Raw genomic sequence first — 14,566 nt, forward strand, 5'->3', positions numbered from 1 at the left:
CATGCACGGGGGTGGAGGGTACAATGCCTGCCTGTCGGCACCGATGTTGCGCCGACCGCGTAGTCGGACGCACAGCGGGAGACGGGTCACGGGAGCCGTCCCCGGCAACGCTAGCCCGCATGACCATACGACAAACGCCGATCATTGTTTCGCTGAGCCTGGTTGCCTTGGCAACCCTGCCGCTGCTGCCCGCGTGGGCCGCGCCGGTCAGGGCGCCGGTCACGGCTTCCGCGCCGGCACCCGCTCCCGTGCCCGTGGATGAAGCCGACGCCTTGTCGCGCATGCTCAAGGGTGCCGCCACCGGCCAGAACACCGGCGGCGCCGGCGTCCCCGAACTGCTCCGCAACACCAGCCGCCCCGACGGCGTGCTGGCCCGCGCCTGCCGCCAACTCAACGATGCCCTGCCCATCGAGATCGATGGCGAGACGCGCCTGCGCCGCTGCCAGTCGGTGCCAGGCAAGCACGTGCTGTTCCAGTTGGAGCTGACCAACTATCGTGGGCCGATGCTTGACCTGGCCAGTTTCGAGGTCAACTACGCCGCGCCGCTGCAACGTAACATCTGCGCCAACCGCGACGTGGAAATCCTGACCAAGCTCGGCGTCAGCATGATGTTCCGCTACATGACCCGCAAGGACCGCGGCGAGCGCCGCGTGGGCGATGTCTATATCAATGCGCCGATCTGCGTGTCGGCCCTGAGATAAGTCCCCACCCGCCCCCGATACAACGGTTTAAAACGACAGGACGAAAAAAACGGCAGGTCAGCCCAACCGGGGCTGACCTGCCGTTTTGACTTGCGTCAGGCCGGAGGTCGTCTATCAGGCCGCGCGCGGCCGCAGCGGCAGCACGTTGGCGGCGCGGCGCATCAGCACGCGCGTCTCCTTCCACGCTGCATCGGCCAGGGGCGAGCCCCAGACCAGTTCGTGCAGCTTGGAGAGTGCGAACGGATCGCCCAGCAGCACGTGCTTCTGCGCCGCCGACAGCGATTGCGGACCATGCGTCAGCGCATGCTGCACCAGCGCGCCGTGCTGCAGGCGCGTCGGCGTGGGCTGCACCTTGCGGGCAGTGGCCGTGGCGCACATCAGCGCATTGGTGACCGGGTCCACCACGGCATCGACGAAGCCCGGCACGTCCTGCGCCGCCTCCACGTGCTGCTGGGTTTCCACGATCTCGCGCGGCACATTGGCTTCCTCGGGAATCACGAACAGCCCGGCGCGGCGCATGGCACGGCCCAGCGTCACGCGCGAGAGCAGCACCGACAGCGGAATCGAGAGCGCCAGCGAACCGACAATCGGCAGCAGCCACCAGATGAAGCCGGGGCTCAGCCAATACACGCCCGCGCCCCAGACCAGGCCCAGCACCGTGTGCCAGCCGTGGCGGCGGAACGCCTCGCCCCAGGAGGTCTCGGCATCCTCGCGCGGGGGCGATTTCCACGAAATGCCCCAGCCGCTGTACGCCGCAATCACGAACTTGGTATGGAACAGCATCCGCGTGGGCGCCAGCAGCGCCGACATCAGCATTTCCAGCAGCATGCTGACGATGAGCCGCACCGGGCCGCCGTACTGCCGCGCGTCCTTGAGCAGCAGGATCACGCTGGCCAGTTTCGGCAGGAACAGCAGCGTGGCCGTGGCCGAGAACAGCGCGAGCGCCTTCTCCGGGTGCCACTCGGGCCAGGTCGGGAACAACTGGTACGGCTGCGTGAAGTACTCGGGCGGTACCAGCGCGTGCTTGGCCAGCGCGGCGGTGGACAGCAGCAGGAACAGGAACCAGAGCGGCGCCGACAGGTAGGCCATGATGCCGGTCAGGAACACGGCGCGGTGCACCATGTGGAAACCCTGCTTCATCCAGAGCCGGAAATTCATCAGGTTGCCCTGGCACCAGCGGCGGTCGCGCTTCACCTCGTCCAGCAGGTTCGGCGGCAGTTCCTCGAACGAGCCCGGCAGGTCGTAGGCAATCCACACCCCCCACCCCGCCCGGCGCATCAGCGCGGCTTCAACGAAGTCGTGCGACAGGATCTCGCCCGAGAGCGGCCCCTTGCCCGGCAACGGCGCCAGCGCGCAGTGCTCCATGAACGGCTTGATGCGGATGATCGCGTTGTGGCCCCAGTAGTGGGACTCGCCCAACTGCCAGTAATGCAGGCCGGCCGTGAACAGCGGACCGTAGACCCGGGTGGAGAATTGCTGCACCCGCGCATAGAGGGTGTCGCGGCCTACGGCCAGCGGCGCGGTCTGGATGATCCCGGCGCCGGGGTTGGCTTCCATCAGGCGCGTCAGCGTGCCCAGGCACTCGCCGCTCATCACGCTGTCGGCGTCGAGCACGATCATGTAGCGGTACTTGCTGCCCCAGCGGCGGCAGAAGTCGGCCACGTTGCCGGTCTTGCGCTTCACGCGGTGGCGGCGCCAGCGGTAGAAGATGCGACCGAAGCCGCCCACGGCGCGGCAGATTTCCATCCAGGCGTCGTGCTCGGCGGTGCGCAGGTCGGGGTTGCCGCTGTCCGAGAGGACAAAGAAGTCGAAGTGGGCCAGGTCGCCCGAGCGCTCGAGCGACTCATACGTCGCCCGCAGCCCGGCGAAGACGCGTGTCACGTCCTCGTTGGCAATCGGCATGATGACTGCCGTGCGGGCGGATGGATCGATTGGCGCGTCCGGCGCGGCGCTGCGCGAGATCAGGTGGCGGTCGCCGCCCTTGGCCAGCACCAGGAAGCCCATCATCGCCGTCCAGAACCCGGCAGACACCCACGAGAACAGGATCGCGAACAGGGCCAGGATGGCCACTTCGAGCGGATCGGCGCCATGGTACGGCAGCACCTTGGCCATGAAGTACGTGGCCACCGTGGTCTGGGCAACCACCAGCCCCAGCAGGAACCAGCGGCGATGCGAGCCGGCCGGGTGCCACTTGCCCTCGGCGTCAGGGCCGTCGTGCAGGGTGTCCCAGGTCTCGGGCACAGGCGGGCGGCCCGTCATCTTGCGCCAGGTATTGCGCAGCCAGCCGCTCACCACATGGGGCGGCCACTGGCGCGGCACCATCGACGCGCGCTCCGGCTTCGGGCCGGTATCCACGCGCACGGTGCCGTCGTCGCGGCGCTGCAGCAGCGGCTCGCCATCCACCTGCGGATTGCCGTAGGCCATCGTCAGGCGGCGCGGCACCGAGGCGTAGGTCGGACCGCCGGGCGTGGCGGTGACGGCGGCCTCATCGCCCTCGCGCTCCTTGGGGTCGCGGCGGGCCAGCCGGGTCTGCAACTCGATCATCGCGGAAGGCACCTCGATGCCCTCGGCGGGCACGGAGGTCACCGGCGGCATGGGGGTGTCGGCCAGCAGTTCGCTGCGCAGCTCGGGCGAGGCAGGCAGGCGGTCGACATAGCGCTCGCATGCTGCCGCCTGGGCCGGGCGCTGCTTTAGCCTGGGGGAATGATGTAGCTCCATGTCTCGGATAGGGTTGTATTGCCGTTGCGAAGATAGCCGCGCAACTCAACCGGCTTTGTCTCGTCCTTGCGGCGCATGAACAGCGTCATGCGCCAGCCGCCCGTGGCTTCGTTGCGGCGGACCGCGGTCTTCAGCAGTTCGCCATTGGCGTCTGCCGAGATCACGGGGTCCAGCCGCGCATCCTCGGCCAGCTTCTTGAAGGCCGGGCCTTCGAAATCCACGGTCAGCGAGAAACTCGTGTCGTCCTGCTTGCGGGTCAGCCCCTGGCCGCGCCGGGTCTGCGTGACCCACGACAGCGGCGGCAGGTTCTCGCCATCCTTCTGCCATTTCAGGCGATATTCATAGTCGAAAGCCTGCTTGGGCTTGGGCGGGTTGTCCGGCACCCAGAAGGCCACGATGTTGTCGTTGGTCTCGTCCGGGGTCGGAATCTGCACCAGCTCCACCCGGCCCGAGCCCCAGTTGCCCTTGGGCTCCACCCAGCCGCTCGGGCGGCGCTCGTACCACGCGCCCAACTCCTGGTAATTGTCGAAGCTGCGGTCGCGCTGCATCAGGCCGTAACCCTGCGGGTTGGTGGCCGCGAACGACGTCACCAGCAGCCGCTTGGGATTGACCAGCGGACGCCAGACCCACTCCCCGGTGCCCAGCTGCACGGACAGGCCGTCCGAGTCGTGCACCTCGGGGCGGAAGTCCGCCGCCGTGGACGGCTGGTTCTCGCCGTACAGGTACATGCTGGTCAGTGGGGCCAGGCCGAGCTTGGTCACGTTCTCACGCAGGAACAGACGCGACTTCACTTCCATCACCGTCTCGTTGCCCGGCTTGATCACGAAGCGGTACGCCCCGCTCATGCGCCGCGAATCCATCAGCGCGTAGATCGTCACCTGCTTGTCGTTGGCGGACGGCCGCTCGATCCAGTATTCGACGAAGCGCGGGAACTCCTCGCCCGAATTGAGCGCGGTGTCCACCGCCAGCCCGCGGGCCGACAGGCCGTACCACTGGTCCTTGCCCAGCGCGCGGAAGTAGCTGGCGCCCAGGAACGAGGCCAGTTCATCCTTGCGCTTGCCCTGGTTCAGCGGGTACAGCAGGCGGAAGCCCGCAAAGCCGAGTCCCTTGAGCTTGGCCGCATCCACCTTGTGCGAGCCGTAGTTGAACGCGCCCGGATCGAAGCGGAACTCGCGCACGCTGTTGCCCACCACCTCGTTGATACGCACGGGCTGATCGAACACCATGCCCTCGTGATAGAAGGAAATCTCGAACGGCAGGCGCGCACCGCGCCAGGCGAAGCGCTCCGGCTTGTATTCGATCTCGCGATAGCGCTCGTAGCTCAGATCCTTCAGCTCGGCCGGCAGGTTCTGCGGCGCCGGCTTGTAGGGCGCGCCCGAGAGCTGGCGGGCCTTGGCGGCCACGGTCTCGAAGTCGAACGCGTGTGCGGACAGCGCCGCCACGGCCAGCAGCCCGCCCCCCAGCCAGCGTCCCAGCCCACCTAGCATCCCGGGTAAGCGGCGCACGGGCGCATCGGTCGGGGCTTGGATGGGGCGGAACGGCGAGATGGTTGCGGTCATGAAGGCCGGAAAATGGATGGATGGCGACCCGCCATGCCGGCGCGGATCGAAAGTGTTCAACAGACGGTTTAGCGTGCGCCCGGCTGTCGGTCGCAGGTCTCCAGAGCAAGAGACGGACCAGGCGCCGGGTTCAAATCAACCGGATTGGTATCGACCAGTCCGTAACCGATTTGTTGCATTGCGATGCGAAACCATAACAATTCGAGACTTAAAAGTCACGTTTCGTTGGGGCAACGTTTGCAACAAAATGTTCAAGCGGTAGCGCCAAAGCCGCTTCAGACAAGCGTTTCCGGCATATGGGCAGGGTTCGCCCCCGCGCCCGGCCCATGGCTGTGCCGCGCGGGATGACTGCGCGGACACATGGCAATACACGCTAGGTCAGCGGCGGCACGGTGTCAAACCGCACTGCGGCGCAAGCCATGCTGCGCCGCACCGGGGCGCCAAGTGGCTCGGGAAGCATCGCGATGCCCCCAAGCGGCGCGGGCGCGCTTACAATCGCCTCGTCATCCATTCTCACGAGGAATCGTCATGCACGCCCGGGGTACCCTTCGCCGTTCCCATCTCCGTATGGCGCTTGCCGCCAGCCTCGGCAGCGCCCTGCTGTTTGGCGCCGCCCAGCCCGCCCTCGCCTATTTCGACAACTACCTGTCCGGCAGCATCATCGGCACGCTCAACCAGAAGGAAGCCGCGTCGCTGCAACAGACGGTGCGCAAGATCCTCGACGGTGGCCCCGACAACGAAGCCGTGACCTGGAACTACCCGGGCGCCGGCAAGCGCGCCGCCATTCTCGGCACCATCACCCCCGTCGCCACCAAGGAGGACAAGGGCCAGAAGTGCCGGCGCCTGAAGTCCGAACTGCAGCGCGGCAGCGCCACCGAAGCGTGGTCGGGCTGGTTCTGCAAGCAGTCCAACGGCGCCTGGAAGGCCCGCCACGTGGCGCAGTAAGCCCCAACCGAAGCCGGCCTCAGGGCTGCGTGCCCCGGCGACGCGGGTGCGCGGCCGGGTCCACCCCGGCATTGCCCGGCGCCTCGAACCATCGGGCCTGCGGCACCACCACGCTCTGGCCCGGCTGGTCGATGAAATGGGGCGACATGATCTGCACGCCGTGGGTATTGAATACATCCTGGATGGCCGCGTGCAGCGCCGACAGCGCAAAGAAGCGATTGCGCGGGTTGTCGATCGCCGTGAACAGCTCATATTCGACGTAGAAATCCGATAGCCCGCGCTGTAGCACGAACGGCGTGGGCGCCGCCACCACGTGGGTGGCATGGGCGGCGGCCTCGAGCAGCATCGCATGGACCTGCCGCCACGGCGTGTCATAGCCGATGGTGACCGAGGTGGACACCATCGCGCTCTGCTCGCCACTGTCGGGGGCGCGCGTGGCGCCATGGCGCGAGAAGTTGTGGATGGCGCTGCCCACCACCACGGCGTTCGGCAGCGTCACCTCCTCGTTGCGCAGGTTGACCACCTTGACCGACAGCGCGTCCAGCCCCACCACCGTGCCCACCGTATCGCCAATACTGACCATGTCCCCCCGGCGCAGCGCGCGCGAATAAATCACCACCATCCCACTCATGATCTGGTTGACGATGTTGGCCGAGCCCAGCGTGACCATGAAGCCGATCAGCACGGACAGGCCCTTGAACACATCGCTCTGGGAGCCGGGGATATAGGGATAGGCGAAGGTGAACCCGAGCGCCCAGACCAGCACGCTGGCCAGACGCCGCGTGGCGCTGGCCGTTTCCGGGTGCATGCCCGGCACCGTGATCTGGCCCTTCTGCACCGCGACGAAGATATTGCCGACCAGCCGCTGGACCGCGCGCGTGATCAGCAGGATGACCACCACCGTGACCAGCCCCGGGATCGACTCCACAATCGACACGCCGATCTGCCGCAGCAGGCCAAGGATAAAGGCGCCCATGCGGTCGCCGAGCGGTTCGGTCAGCGGAAACTGCTCGAGCGCGAACTGGAGCCAGAGGAAACCCAGCGCGATGACCGAGCCCACCGCCAGGATCTGGACGATGCGGCTGACAAGCTGGTAGACGGCGCCGGTCCAGTCGAACTGGCTACCGCTGCGCTGTTGCAGGTGAACGTCCAGCGCCCGTTGCAGGGCGGCGCGCATGCGGCTGCGGGCGCGGCCGATGCCCCAGATCAGTCCGACCAGCAGCGCCAGGCTGCCCAGCGAGAACAAGGCACCGCGCAACAGATTCGGCCAGTAGAGCTGGGCCCGGCGGGCGTCGATGACGGCCTGGAGCCGCGCGCGCGTCTGGGCGGCAGCCGCTTCCATCGTCAGGCCATCGGTGGGATCGAGATCGCCCTCGACCAGGGCGAACAGCACCCGGTCCCCAAGGCGGAAGGCCACGCCGCTGACATCGCCGAGCGTACCGCTCAACTGGCTCAGCGGCAGCCCCAGTTCCGACTCGCTCAAGCTGTCGAACGTGGCTTCGGCCCGCTCAGCGCGGGTGGCGGGGCCCGCCCCGCCCAGGGTGCCGCGCAGCGTGGCAACGGGGCGGTTCATCAGCCGCAGTTCCACAGGCGTGGATTGGGCAGCGGCCGTGGCGGCCGCCGGAGGAGAGGATGGCGCGGCAGGCGCCGACGCCGCGTGCCCCCATCCACAGAAGATGCCGACCAGTCCAATGGTCGCCAGCCAGAACCATGCCACCTGCCGCCATGCGTGCGCCATGCCTGCCCCTTCGTGTGGACGTGAGGCGAAGCATAACGCGTGGCAGCGGAAAACGGGACAGTCGTGGCGGGCGGTCTGAGCCCGTGGCGATTGGCCTCAGCGGCAGAGCCGGCTCATCAGCTCCCCGGCGAGGGTGCCGGCGGAAATCGGCTGGGGCATGCCCGTCTGCGGGGCGCGGATCGTGTAGAGCGAATCGCCGCGCGCGTAGCGCTTGCTGTAGAGGGTCTGCTCCACCACCGCGAACATCGACGTGGCGCAGTTGAGCACCATCCGCTTCAGCGAGGAGCGAATGGCGTCGCCGCTGGCGGTGCGGATCACCCCGCCCGTGGGGGCGTTATGCATCAGCACGACGCCCACCTCGGGGCCGCGACGGCGCACGGCCGTCTGATCGAAGTAGGAGATCATGCCCGTGGCGCCCGTCACCGGCACCCAGCGTTGGGGGTCAGGCGGGGCCGGGTCGGCCTGCCCGCCGGCGTGGGCGGTCAGGCTGAAGCACGCGCCGGCCAGTACGGTCAGGCGTGCGAGAAATCGGGGAAATCGCGAAATCCGCGGGAGAAACGCGCGAAGAGACATCGGGGAGCCCTCGTCATGACGGGAAAAAACAGCCCGCATTGTCGCATAGCGAGGCCGCCCCGGGGCCGTCAACCGTTGATTTCACGCCAGGCGGCGAGGTCTTCGATGGTCAGCACCGGCAACTGGTACATCTCCGCAAACGCCAGTGCCTCGGGGCGGCGCGCCATGGTGCCGTCCGGGTTCATCAGCTCGCAGAGCACCGCCGCCGGCGAGAGCCCAGCCATCCGCGCGAGGTCCACCGAGCCCTCGGTATGACCGCGCCGCACCAGCACGCCGCCATCGCGGGCCACGAGCGGGAACACGTGGCCGGGGCTCACCACGGCGTCCGTGCCGGCATCCTCGGCGATGGCCGCGCGGATGGTGGTGATGCGGTCGGCGGCGCTCACGCCGGTGGTCACGCCCTCGCGCGCCTCGATCGACACGGTGAAGGCGGTGCCGTACTGGCTCCGGTTGTTCTCCACCATCGGCCGCAGCCCGAGTTCGCGGACCTTGGTCTCGGTCAGGCACAGGCAGACGATGCCGCTGCATTCGCGGATCATCATCGCCATATTGGCCGTGGTCAGGCGCTCGGCGGCGAGGATCAGGTCCGCCTCGTTCTCGCGGTCGTCGTCATCGAGCAGCACGACGGGACGGCCCTCACGCATGGCCTCGAGCGCGTGCGCGATGCGCTCGGCCAGCGGGCGCGGATCGGCATCGGCCATGGCGAGGCTGGCGGCGGGATTGACGTTGGAATTGGCGTTCGGGAGATTGACTTCGTTGTGGTGCAGCATTGAAACGCTCCATATATAGGGATCAGTGGGCGTTTCAGGGTGGATCAGCGAAACCCGCAAAAATACGACGACGCTCCGCCGCGCGGGCGGACGTGTCCACGCGCGCAAGGCAGGCTTGCGGATTTCGCCCATCTTCTTTCATCCGGACTCTGACCGTCGGCCCTGGCCTCTCACCAGGTCTGCTGACCCCGCACGGGAATGCGGGCGCTCGCGGGCTCACCGCCAGGCGCCATCGATGCACGACGCTGGCAACATACCGCCGGTGGGGACTTTCACCCCGCCCTGAAGACGTAACGACGCCGTGGCGGCAGGCGTTTTCCGCACTGCCACAACGGCCCGGCGATCTTAGCACGAGCGTGCGATTCTGGCTGAACTACGATTCGAGCGCGCTCGCGGGCGCGGGGGTACCGGCCAATGATTCGAACACGGCGCGGGTGGCCTCGTCGGCCGGGAAGAAGCACTCGATGCGCAACTCCTCCAGCGTGACGTCCTGCGGAATGCCCAGCGTGGTCAGGGTGGAGAACAGCGAGGCGCGGAACCGCCCGGCCTGGACGATCACGGGCAGGACGGGCGGCGGCGCCCCGTCCGCCTCGGCGTCATCCTCGTCCACAAGCAGCTCGCCGCCGGGCCCGACCATGTCCGGATGCCATGCGGCGATACGGCGAAACATCTCATGCGCCACCTCGTCGTGCGCCTGCGCCTGCAAGGCCTGCCAGACCCGGCGCACAAGGTAACGGCCCACCTGCTGCGCGTTCTCGATCATCGGCCAGAGGCCGTCCGGATCGAACACGGTCAGCATCAGGTTGATGCGCCGGCCGTCCTCATCGAGCGAAACAGGCTGGCGCCCCGCCAGCAGCGTGCCGAACATGCGCCGGTACGCGACGTTGGCGTCAACCAGGTTCCAGAACCGGTCCAGCACCACGGCAGGATAAGGCTCCTGCTTGCTCAGAATCAGGGCGATGGCCTGCCGCACCATGTGCAGGGGCGGCGCCGCCAGCGCGTGTTCGCTATAGGCCGGCGCGAAGCCGCTCGCCAGCAGCAGCCGGTTGCGCTGGCGCAGCGGCACGGCGAGGCGGTCTGCCAGCGCCAGCACCATCTCGCGGCTGGGCCGCGCCCGGCCCGACTCCAGAAAGCTGATATGGCGCTGCGACACACCGGCCGCTAGCGACAGCGCGAGCTGGCTGTAGCCGCGCCTGCCGCGCCAGTAGCGCAGCAGGCCGGGGAAATCGAGGGCGGCTTCGGAGCCGGGCGTGAGGGGTTCCATGGCAGGCATTACAGCATGGACCGGGAAGCGTGGCGACTACCTCCGAGGTAATCATCGTGATTCAAAAAGTTTTCAGATTCGTCCCATGTCGCAATGCCCCGCGGTTTCCTAGGATGACGGCTCACCCTCATCTTTGATGCTGGCCATTTAATGCAATACGTTATACCATCGACATTCATGATCCGGACCTTCGCCAACAAAGCCACGGCGGCAGTGTTCTGCGGCCGGTACGTCAGCACCCTGCCGCGGCACATTCAGGCCACGGCATTCAGGAAGCTCGGCCTGTTGGACGCAGCGGCCTCGCTGACAGACATGCAGGCGCCGCCGGCGAACCGGCTGGAGGCACTGCGCGGCGTGCGGCGCGGGCAATGGAGCATCCAGATTCACAACCAGTGGCGCATCTGCTTCCGTTTCCAGAACGGCGAAGCATGGGACGTCGACATCGCGGACTATCACCGACAACCGGAGCCAGCATGACCATCAAGCGTGAAGACCTGCCGCGCCTCGATGCCAGTGACGTCGAAACCGGCGAACCCCTCGCGCCGGTGCATCCGGGCGAGATCCTGCGCCAGGACTTCATGGCCCCGCATGGGCTCTCGGCCAATGCGCTGGCCATTGCCCTGCGCGTGCCGGCACCGCGCATCAATGACGTCGTGCGCGGGCGGCGCGCCATCTCGCCCGAAACCGCGTTGCGGCTCGCGCGTTATTTCGGCACGACGCCACAGTTCTGGGCCAATCTCCAGGCCGGGTACGACCTGCGCATCGCCCAGGAGAAGGCCGGCGAGAAGATCGACCGGGAAATCCAGCCGCTGACGGCATGATCCGTGCTTGCGATGCCGTGCAAAACCGTCCACCGGACGCACCATTACCTTGTGACGTAAGCGCCACCGCGCAGTGGTCCAGTCACATGCAGATGGTATGCTTTGACTTTTCAATACCCGCGCGCGTAGGGCGCGCACCCTGATGGAAATAGCCATATTACTGGCGCTCATTCTGCTTAACGGCCTGTTCGCCATGTCCGAAATCGCGCTCGTCACGGCCCGCAAGGCCCGGCTGCAGCGGCAGATTGAAAACGGCGACCGTGGCGCGATAGAGGCCGTCAAGCTCGGAGAGGACCCCACGCGGTTCCTGTCCACCGTCCAGATCGGCATTACCTCCATCGGCGTGCTGAACGGCGTGGTCGGGGAATCCACGCTGGCGGCGCCGCTCGGCGAATGGCTCGCAGGCCTGGGCCTGTCGCAGCCATCGGCCGGCTATACCGCCACGGCCATCGTGGTGGCCGGACTGACCTATTTCTCTATTGTCCTGGGCGAACTGGTGCCCAAGCGGCTCGGCCAGCTGGCGCCGGAGGCCATCGCGCGCGCGGTGGCACGCCCGATCTCGTTCCTTGCCACGGCATCCACGCCGTTCGTCAAGCTGCTGGGCGGCTCCACGCGCCTGGTGCTGCGGTTGCTCGGCGTCAAGACGGATCGCGGCCCGGCCGTGACCGAAGAAGAGATCCACGCGCTGCTTGTGGAAGGCTCGGAGGCCGGTGTCATCGAGCGTCACGAGCACACGATGGTGCGCAACGTGTTCCGGCTCGATGATCGCCAGCTGGCCTCGCTGATGGTGCCGCGCGGCGATGTGGTCTATCTGGACGTTGGCCTTTCCGAGGAAGAGAACCTGCGCCGGATCGAGGAATCGGACCACTCGCGCTTTCCCGTGGTCCGGGGGGGGATGCACGACATTCTGGGCGTGGTCAGCGCGCGTCAGCTGCTGGCCCGCCGCCTGCGTGGCGAGCGTGCCGAGCTGACGGCGGTGCTCCAGCCGGCCGTGTTCGTGCCGGAGAGCGTCACCGGCATGGAGCTGCTCGAGAATTTCCGTGCGTCCGGCGGCCAGATCGCCTTCGTGATCGACGAATACGGCGAGGTGCTGGGTTTGGTCACGCTGCAGGACCTGATCGAGGCCATTACCGGCGAGTTCAAGCCCGATGAGGCAGGTGGCGAGTGGGCCGTGCAGCGCGACGATGGCTCGTGGCTGCTGGACGGCATGATCCCGGTGCCGGAATTCAAGGACCGCCTGGGCCTGCGCGCCGTGCCCGAGGAAGACAAGGAGCGCTACCACACGCTGTCCGGCATGTTGCTCTTGCTGCTCGGCCGCCTGCCGCAGACCACCGACAGCGTGCAGTGGGGCGACTGGAAGTTCGAGATCATCGACATGGACGGCAAGCGCATCGACAAGGTGCTGGCCTCCCAGGTGCCGCCGGAGGAAGGCCCGGAGCCTGAAACCACCGGCTGACGGCCCCGCCTGGGCCCCGCCCGGTCCCACCCGGCCACCCACGAAACGGACGCTCATGCGTCCGTTTTTTATGACCCGCGCCCTAACGCGTTTCCTGCTCAATGGTCAAGACGACATTTGTAGCGACATTGGATTCGTTGTGCGAAATCAAACATCGTTGTTACGCGCAGCGCACGTGTACATAGCCGTTCTCCTAGTTCTGCGTGGCTGCCGTATGATCTGCCTTGCAGCATCCGCAGTACTACGCAGTCGCTAAACAAAATCGAGCGGCGCCAACAGAGCGCCCCGAAAGATGGAATGCATGAACGGGAACGCAAAACGGGTATCGCCCATGGCTGATGTCCGCCTCGGCCTCTACGGCGCCGCGAGTCACTGATGAGCGCGGGCACTCACGACACGCCACCCGCCATGGACGGCAACCGCGCCGTCCAGCCGGCGGCGTTCATCGCCGCGCTGGACGAGCACCGCGCGCAGGTCGGCACGGCCCATCCGCTGGCCGTGCTGGTCATCCGCCTCGACCGCTTCCAGCATGCCTGCGACACCCTCGGCCCGGCGCGCGCCAACCGGCTGCGCGCGGAGATCAAGTCGCGGGTGGCCAGCCTCGCCACCATGCCGGCCGTGATGCAATGGCTGGGCCCGGCCGACCTCGGCGTTGCCTGCGTGCTCCCCGAAGGCACGGACGACCCCGGCTGCCTGAGCATGACGATTGCGGCCGTGCTGGGCCGGCCTTATCTGGTAGATGGTTTCGAATTGTTTCTGTCTTGCAGCATCGGCGCGGCGATGGATCACCCGGACAGCGCCACCGAACGCAACCTGCAGCAGGCCTTCGACGCCATGCTGCAGATCAACCGGCGCGGCGGCGATGGCGTTGGCCGCGCCGACCTGCCCACGCCGCCGCGTATGGCGCCGCTGCTCGCCGCCCTGCCCCATGCCATCGCCCGTGGGGAACTGAGCCTGCATCTGCAACCCCGCGCCTTGCTTTCCACCGCCGAGATCGTCGCCTACACCGTGCGGCTGCGCTGGCAGCACGCGGTGCTGGGCCGCATTGGACCACAGGATTTCCTGCCCGCCGCCGAGGCGCTGGGCATGATGGATGAACTGGGGCAATGGATTCTCCAGCAACTGCTGCCCCTGATGCGGGCCACGGAGGCCGTGGCGCCAGTGCCCTTCACGCTGCTGGCGTCAAGCTCGCAGTTGCAGTCACCCGGCACCATCGACATGCTGCGGCGTGCCGTCGACGCCTATGGCGTCGGCCCGGGCCGGCTCTGCGTGGAAGTGCCGGTGAGCATCGTGCCGGACAGCCCGGAGACCGCCCGCAAGGCAGCGCTGCTGCATGACACCGGCATCGGCATGGCCCTCAGCGACTTCACTGATAATGCGGCAAGCCTGCGCGCGCTGGAAAGCACCCGGCCCGATGTGATCACGCTCGATGCGCGCCATCTGGGGCACGCGACCCGCAGCGGCGACATCGCCGCACACCTGCGCGCGGCATGCGTGCTGGCCCACGCGCATGGCGTGCCGGTCTGTGCCAAGGGCGTGGAGACGCGCGTCCAGCTGGAGGCCGTGCGCGCCTGGGGTTGCGACAGCGTCCAGGGCTACCTGCTGGCGCAGCCGTTCCCTGCGCACTGGCTGGCACAGACCCACGCGGCCATCGTGAACCGCGCGCGGCAACTCCTCGGCCCCAGCCTGAGACCCTGATCGCGGACAGCGCCGATGGCCCGTTTGTCAGCCCCTTTGTCAGCCTCTTTGTCAGCCCGTTTGTCAGCGTTTTCCTACTTACAAATTGGCACACATCCTGCATCGGGATCGGTGGGGGCGACGGTAGAATGTGCCCACTTCTCACTATCCCTAAAGGAGCCACTCGTGAAAAAAGGATGGATCTGGTGCGTACTGTGTGCCACCCTGCTGGCAGGTTGCAACACCATGGCCGGCGTCGGCCAGGACGTGCAGAAGGGCGGTCAGAAACTCGAAAACTCCGCTGAAAAGGCGAAGTAACGCTCTCCGGCGCTCTGCCGCCGGGG

Annotated in this window: 13 protein-coding genes and 1 riboswitch; of the genes, 7 read left to right on the plus strand and 6 right to left on the minus strand. The window is 67.3% G+C overall.

The window, feature by feature from the left end; all coding sequences use genetic code 11:
• The first annotated feature begins 119 nt into the window (after nt 1-119).
• Entirely contained in the window at nt 120-701 is a 582-nt protein-coding gene (locus tag KHO18_RS01335) for a hypothetical protein (RefSeq protein ID WP_144198252.1), read from the plus strand.
• A 114-nt stretch (nt 702-815) separates the two neighbouring features.
• On the opposite strand, the gene mdoH is transcribed toward KHO18_RS01335, so the two are convergent.
• Together mdoH and KHO18_RS01345 are read right to left on the minus strand one after the other, a co-directional pair.
• Nucleotides 816-3,419, minus strand: coding sequence for a glucans biosynthesis glucosyltransferase MdoH (gene mdoH / locus KHO18_RS01340; protein WP_144198251.1), 2,604 nt, complete (start codon nt 3,417-3,419; stop codon nt 816-818).
• The gene (locus KHO18_RS01345; RefSeq protein WP_211942675.1) at nt 3,392-4,906 is read right to left on the minus strand and encodes a glucan biosynthesis protein G; all 1,515 of its coding nucleotides are present in this window, start codon (nt 4,904-4,906) and stop codon (nt 3,392-3,394) included. Before KHO18_RS01345 ends, mdoH begins: the two co-directional genes overlap by 28 nt.
• Nucleotides 4,907-5,545: 639 nt before the next feature.
• Here KHO18_RS01345 and KHO18_RS01350 point away from each other — a divergent pair.
• Nucleotides 5,546-5,923 (plus strand): RT0821/Lpp0805 family surface protein, encoded by a 378-nt coding sequence (locus KHO18_RS01350; protein WP_244844440.1) that lies wholly within the window; start codon nt 5,546-5,548, stop codon nt 5,921-5,923.
• A gap of 19 nt (nt 5,924-5,942) precedes the next feature.
• On the opposite strand, the gene KHO18_RS01355 is transcribed toward KHO18_RS01350, so the two are convergent.
• The 4 genes from KHO18_RS01355 to KHO18_RS01370 form a co-directional block, all read right to left on the minus strand.
• Nucleotides 5,943-7,661: a mechanosensitive ion channel domain-containing protein gene (locus KHO18_RS01355; protein ID WP_144198249.1), complete on the minus strand. Its 1,719-nt coding sequence runs from the start codon at nt 7,659-7,661 to the stop codon at nt 5,943-5,945.
• 96 nt (nt 7,662-7,757) lie between these two features.
• The gene (locus tag KHO18_RS01360; protein ID WP_377731798.1) at nt 7,758-8,273 is read right to left on the minus strand and encodes a surface-adhesin E family protein; all 516 of its coding nucleotides are present in this window, start codon (nt 8,271-8,273) and stop codon (nt 7,758-7,760) included.
• Between the two features lie 29 nt (nt 8,274-8,302).
• Entirely contained in the window at nt 8,303-8,935 is a 633-nt protein-coding gene (gene ribB, locus KHO18_RS01365) for a 3,4-dihydroxy-2-butanone-4-phosphate synthase (RefSeq protein WP_244844450.1), read from the minus strand.
• A 195-nt stretch (nt 8,936-9,130) separates the two neighbouring features.
• Nucleotides 9,131-9,298, minus strand: a riboswitch (FMN riboswitch).
• Between the two features lie 79 nt (nt 9,299-9,377).
• Nucleotides 9,378-10,268: a helix-turn-helix domain-containing protein gene (locus tag KHO18_RS01370; protein WP_144198246.1), complete on the minus strand. Its 891-nt coding sequence runs from the start codon at nt 10,266-10,268 to the stop codon at nt 9,378-9,380.
• A 177-nt stretch (nt 10,269-10,445) separates the two neighbouring features.
• Between KHO18_RS01370 and KHO18_RS01375 the strand changes: the two genes are divergently transcribed.
• The 5 genes from KHO18_RS01375 (at nt 10,446) to KHO18_RS01395 (ending at nt 14,540) form a co-directional block, all read left to right on the plus strand.
• Nucleotides 10,446-10,745: a type II toxin-antitoxin system RelE/ParE family toxin gene (locus tag KHO18_RS01375; RefSeq protein WP_144198245.1), complete on the plus strand. Its 300-nt coding sequence runs from the start codon at nt 10,446-10,448 to the stop codon at nt 10,743-10,745.
• Nucleotides 10,742-11,089, plus strand: coding sequence for a HigA family addiction module antitoxin (locus tag KHO18_RS01380; protein WP_144198244.1), 348 nt, complete (start codon nt 10,742-10,744; stop codon nt 11,087-11,089). The genes KHO18_RS01375 and KHO18_RS01380 overlap by 4 nt, the downstream gene beginning before the upstream one ends.
• 142 nt (nt 11,090-11,231) lie before the next feature.
• Nucleotides 11,232-12,545 carry a hemolysin family protein gene (locus KHO18_RS01385; protein WP_144198243.1) on the plus strand — a complete coding sequence of 438 codons (1,314 nt, stop codon included), beginning with the start codon at nt 11,232-11,234 and terminating at the stop codon, nt 12,543-12,545.
• 375 nt (nt 12,546-12,920) lie between these two features.
• Complete coding sequence (locus KHO18_RS01390) at nt 12,921-14,243, plus strand: GGDEF domain-containing phosphodiesterase (protein ID WP_144198242.1); 1,323 nt, start codon at nt 12,921-12,923, stop codon at nt 14,241-14,243.
• Nucleotides 14,244-14,408: 165 nt separating this feature from the next.
• Nucleotides 14,409-14,540 carry an entericidin A/B family lipoprotein gene (locus KHO18_RS01395; protein WP_092296698.1) on the plus strand — a complete coding sequence of 44 codons (132 nt, stop codon included), beginning with the start codon at nt 14,409-14,411 and terminating at the stop codon, nt 14,538-14,540.
• The last annotated feature ends 26 nt before the right edge of the window (nt 14,541-14,566 follow it).

This window comes from Cupriavidus campinensis, from assembly GCF_905397395.1.
Classification (GTDB): Bacteria; Pseudomonadota; Gammaproteobacteria; order Burkholderiales; family Burkholderiaceae; genus Cupriavidus; species Cupriavidus campinensis.